The sequence below is a fragment of the Streptomyces sp. 15-116A genome, assembly GCF_025290915.1.
GTDB lineage: Bacteria > Actinomycetota > Actinomycetes > Streptomycetales > Streptomycetaceae > Streptomyces.
This window is the reverse complement of record NZ_JAOCQE010000388.1, coordinates 1-4735: the sequence shown is the minus strand read 5'-3', so window position 1 is coordinate 4735 and position 4735 is coordinate 1. Positions and strand designations below refer to the sequence as shown.

General features: G+C 74.0%; 4 protein-coding genes and 1 pseudogene. All 5 read left to right on the top strand.

What is annotated here, in order from left to right:
• On the top strand, window positions 1–247 hold a 247-nt coding region (locus N4P33_RS32945; protein ID WP_260830603.1), incomplete at its 5' end, for a pantoate--beta-alanine ligase.
• The gene (locus tag N4P33_RS32940; RefSeq protein WP_260830602.1) at window positions 244–1965 is read left to right on the top strand and encodes an L-aspartate oxidase; all 1722 of its coding nucleotides are present in this window, start codon (window positions 244–246) and stop codon (window positions 1963–1965) included. The genes N4P33_RS32945 and N4P33_RS32940, both read left to right, overlap by 4 nt.
• A 5-nt stretch (window positions 1966–1970) precedes the next feature.
• Window positions 1971–2945 carry a carboxylating nicotinate-nucleotide diphosphorylase gene (gene nadC / locus N4P33_RS32935; protein ID WP_260830601.1) on the top strand — a complete coding sequence of 325 codons (975 nt, stop codon included), beginning with the start codon at window positions 1971–1973 and terminating at the stop codon, window positions 2943–2945.
• Window positions 2946–2950: 5 nt separating this feature from the next.
• Complete coding sequence (locus N4P33_RS32930; protein WP_260830600.1) at window positions 2951–3748, top strand: type III pantothenate kinase; 798 nt, start codon at window positions 2951–2953, stop codon at window positions 3746–3748.
• Between the two features lie 528 nt (window positions 3749–4276).
• Window positions 4277–4735: pseudogene (locus N4P33_RS32925) on the top strand (hypothetical protein); the annotation flags it as partial.

Below are 4735 nucleotides of genomic sequence, written 5' to 3'. Positions count from 1 at the left end.
CGTCGCCACGGCCGCCGGCGGCCCCGCCGCGATCCGCGCCGCCGCCCGCCAGGTCCTCGACGAGGCGGCCCGCTTCGACCCGCCGCTGAAGCTGGACTACCTGGCCCTGGTCGACCCCGCCGACTTCACGGAGATCGGCGACGGCTTCACCGGCGAGGCCGTCCTCGCCGTCGCCGCACGCGTGGGCTCCACCCGCCTGATCGACAACATCCCGCTGACCTTCGGAACGTTCGGAGCCGCCTCGTGACCAGCACAGGCATACGACTGCATGCGCCCGCCCCCGGGTGGTCCATCGAGGCGGACGTGGTCGTCGTCGGCTCCGGCGTGGCCGGCCTCACCGCGGCCCTGCGTTGCGAGGCGGCCGGCCTGACCACGGTCGTCGTCACCAAGGCCCGCCTGGACGACGGCTCCACGCGCTGGGCCCAGGGCGGCATCGCCGCGGCCCTCGGCGACGGCGACACCCCGGAGCAGCACCTGGACGACACCCTGGTCGCGGGCGCGGGCCTGTGCGACGAACAGGCCGTCCGGCTCCTCGTCACCGAGGGCCCCGACGCCGTACGCCGCCTGATCGACACCGGCGCGCAGTTCGACGAGTCCGCCGAGGGCGGCCTGGCCCTCACCCGCGAGGGCGGCCACCACCGCCGCCGCATCGCCCACGCGGGCGGCGACGCCACGGGCGCGGAGATCTCCCGCGCCCTGGTGGAGGCGGTCCGCGCCCGCGGGATGCGCACCATCGAGAACGCGCTCGTCCTGGACCTCCTCACGGACGCCGACGGCCGCACGGCCGGCGTGACCCTGCACGTCATGGGGGAGGGCCAGCACGACGGCGTGGGAGCCGTCCACGCCCCCGCCGTGGTCCTGGCGACCGGCGGCATGGGCCAGGTCTTCAGCGCCACCACCAACCCCTCCGTCTCCACCGGCGACGGCGTGGCCCTCGCCCTGCGCGCGGGCGCGGAGGTCAGCGACCTGGAGTTCGTCCAGTTCCACCCCACGGTCCTGTTCCTCGGCCCCGACGCGGAGGGCCAGCAGCCCCTGGTCTCCGAGGCCGTACGCGGCGAGGGCGCCCACCTGGTCGACGCCGACGGCGTGCGCTTCATGCAGGGGCAGCACGAACTCGGCGAACTCGCCCCCCGGGACATCGTGGCCAAGGGCATTATGCGCCGCATGCAGGAGCGGGACGCCGAGCACATGTACCTCGACGCCCGCCACTTCGGCGCCGAGATGTGGGAACACCGCTTCCCGACGATCCTCGCCGCCTGCCGCGCCCACGGCATCGACCCGGTCACCGAGCCCGTCCCGATCGCCCCGGCTGCCCACTACGCCTCCGGCGGCGTGCGCACCGACTCCCACGGCCGCACCACCGTGCCCGGCCTGTACGCGTGCGGGGAGGTCGCCTGCACGGGCGTGCACGGCGCCAACCGCCTGGCCTCCAACTCCCTCCTGGAGGGCCTGGTCTACGCCGAACGCATCGCCGCGGACATCGCGCACAGCCGCACGGAGAACAATCTCCACGCGCGCGTGCCGCACCCCCTCCCGGAGTCCGACCGCCCGGCGCACCCCCTCCTCCCCCCGGAGGCCCGCTTCGCCATCCAGCGGATCATGACCAGGGGAGCCGGCGTCCTGCGCTCCGAGGCCTCGCTCTCCGCAGCGGCCGACCAGCTCGACCGCCTGCACGCCGAGGCCCGCGACGCGCTCGCCGAGCACGGCAAGACCGCCGAACCGGGCGTCGACACCTGGGAGGCCACCAACCTCCTGTGCGTGGCCCGCGTCCTGGTCGCCGCCGCACGACAGCGCGACGAGACCCGCGGCTGCCACTGGCGCGAGGACCGCCCCGAGCGGGACGACACGACCTGGCGCCGCCACATCGTCGTACGGCTCAATCCGGACCGAACGCTGGCGACGCACACCACCGACGGCACAGACTTCCCCCCGACCCTCCCGCCCCAGGCATCCCAGGAGCAGTGACAGCAGTGACCACCCCCGACCTCCCCCTCGCCTCCTCCGGTGGCTGCGGCGACGGCTGCGCCTGCGGCTCCGACGAGGAGACCTACCTGGAGTGCGGCCTCGACCCCGCACTCGCCCAGCTCCTGGCCGACGCGGGCCTCGACCCCGTGGAGGTCGAGGACATCGCGAACGTGGCCATCCAGGAGGACCTGGCCCACGGCGTGGACGTGACCACGGTCGCGACCATCCCGGAGGACGCCGTCGCCACCGCCGACTTCACCGCGCGGGAGGCGGGCGTGGTCGCGGGCCTGAGGATCGCCGAGGCGGTCCTGTCGGTCGTCTGCACCGAGGAGTTCGAGGTGGAACGCCACGCGGAGGACGGCGACCGCGTGGAACCCGGCCAGACCCTCCTGTCCGTCACGACCCGCACCCGCGACCTCCTCACCGCCGAGCGCAGCGCCCTGAACATCCTGTGCCGCCTGTCGGGCATCGCGACCGCCACGCGCGCGTGGGCGGACGTCCTCGAGGGCACGAAGGCGAAGGTCCGCGACACCCGCAAGACGACGCCGGGCCTGCGCAGCCTCGAGAAGTACGCCGTGCGCTGCGGCGGAGGCGTCAACCACCGCATGTCCCTCTCGGACGCGGCGCTGGTCAAGGACAACCACGTGGTCGCCGCGGGCGGAGTCGCCCAGGCTTTCCAGGCGGTCCGCGAACGCTTCCCCGACGTCCCCATCGAGGTCGAGGTCGACACCCTCCACCAGCTCCGCGAGGTCCTCGACGCCGGCGCCGACCTGATCCTCCTGGACAACTTCACGCCTGGCGAGTGCGAGGAAGCCGTGGCCCTGGTGGCCGGCCGCGCGGCCCTCGAAGCCTCCGGCCGCCTCACCCTGGCCAACGCCAAGGCGTACGCGGACACCGGCGTCGACTACCTGGCGGTGGGCGCCCTCACCCACAGCTCGCCCATCCTCGACATCGGCCTCGACCTGCGAGCGGCGGAGTAGGACCCATGCTGCTGACGATCGACGTAGGCAACACGCACACGGTCCTGGGCCTCTTCGACGGCGACGACATCGTCGAGCACTGGCGCATCTCCACCGACGCGCGCCGCACGGCCGACGAACTGGCGGTCCTCCTCCAGGGCCTGATGGGCATGCACCCGCTGCTCGGCGAGGACCTGGGCGACGGCATCGACGGCATCGCCATCTGCGCGACGGTCCCCTCCGTCCTGCACGAACTCCGCGAGGTCACCCGCCGCTACTACGGCGACGTCCCCGCGGTCCTCGTCGAGCCCGGCGTCAAGACGGGCGTCCCGATCCTCACCGACAACCCCAAGGAGGTCGGCGCGGACCGCATCATCAACGCGGTCGCGGCGGTCGACCTCTACGGGGGCCCGGCGATCGTCGTCGACTTCGGCACGGCGACGACGTTCGACGCGGTCAGCGCGCGCGGTGAGTACGTCGGCGGTGTCATCGCCCCCGGCATCGAGATCTCCGTCGAGGCCCTCGGCGTCCGGGGCGCGCAACTCCGCAAGATCGAGGTGGCCCGCCCCAGGAGCGTGATCGGCAAGAACACGGTCGAGGCGATGCAGTCGGGCATCATCTACGGCTTCGCGGGCCAGGTCGACGGCGTGGTCAACCGCATGGCCCGCGAACTGGCGGACGACCCCGAGGACGTCACGGTCATCGCGACGGGCGGCTTGGCCCCCATGGTCCTCGGCGAATCCTCGGTCATCGACGAACACGAGCCCTGGCTGACCCTGATCGGCCTCCGCCTGGTCTACGAACGCAACGTGTCACGCATGTAGCGGATGCCGGTAAGGGGGTTCAGGGGTGCCCGGTGCCGGTGCGGGCCGGGGGTGGGTTGCGCAGCACGGCGCTGACTGGGTGCCGTCCGCGCCCACCCGTGCCGCCCTGGGGGTACTCCCAGGCCCTTAAGGCACTGGGGGAGGCACGACTGCCCGCGGGACAGCGACGCCGACGGCCCGCAGCTAGTACGCAGCGTGGGCGTGGCGCGGACGCCCGCGGCGGGGAGGGGTCGGGGCGGTGGTGTCTGCCCGCAGCGGCTGGCGCGTCCGCGCCAGTACCTCTCAAGTCACCCATTTCGCGCCAGACCGAGGACGGACACCACCGCCCCGGCCCCGACTCACCCACCCACCGTGGGCGCCACGCGCACCCCCACCGGAGGGGCAGTGGCGCCGCAGGCATCCCCACGCGCACCCCCACCGCCGCCCACCCGAGTGGCACCCCGCGCCACACCTCGCCCCTATCGCCGTGTTTGTCTGATTAGCGCGTATCGTCGCCGCATGCCCACGCCATACGGATCCCGCGGCGGCATGGCGTTCGGCGTGGAGGAGCTGCGTGTGCTCCGCCGCGCTCTCGCCCTCGCCCTTCACCCCACCTCCGCCTCGGCCGACGACGTCCAGGACTGCCTCCGCCTCGCCGACTCCCTCGACGAGGCCACCCGAGAGAGCGCCCGGCTGCGCGCCTTCCTCGTGGCCGACCTCGGCCGCTACCGCGCCGCCCTCCCCGGCACCGCCGCCGGCTACCTCACACTCCTGGAGGAGGCGCTGGGCGCCGGCTACCGCCCCGACCCCGACGACCTCGCCGCCCTCCGCGCCCTCCGCGGCAACCCCACCGCCGCCGCCCTCCTGCACCGCTGCCGCCAGCTCGCCGAGCAGGACATCCGCGCCCGCCTCGCCGACCGCACGGTCCCCACGGCCACCATCCCCGCCTCCCGCACCCGAGGCACCCGAGGCACCCGAACCGGCGCTGACGCAGGCCCCCGCCGCCTC

Bases quoted from the DNA above. Each gene is read 5' to 3' on its own strand.
- N4P33_RS32930 (WP_260830600.1), top strand. From the start codon at position 2,951: ATGCTGCTGACGATCGACGTAGGCAACACGCACACGGTCCTGGGCCTC.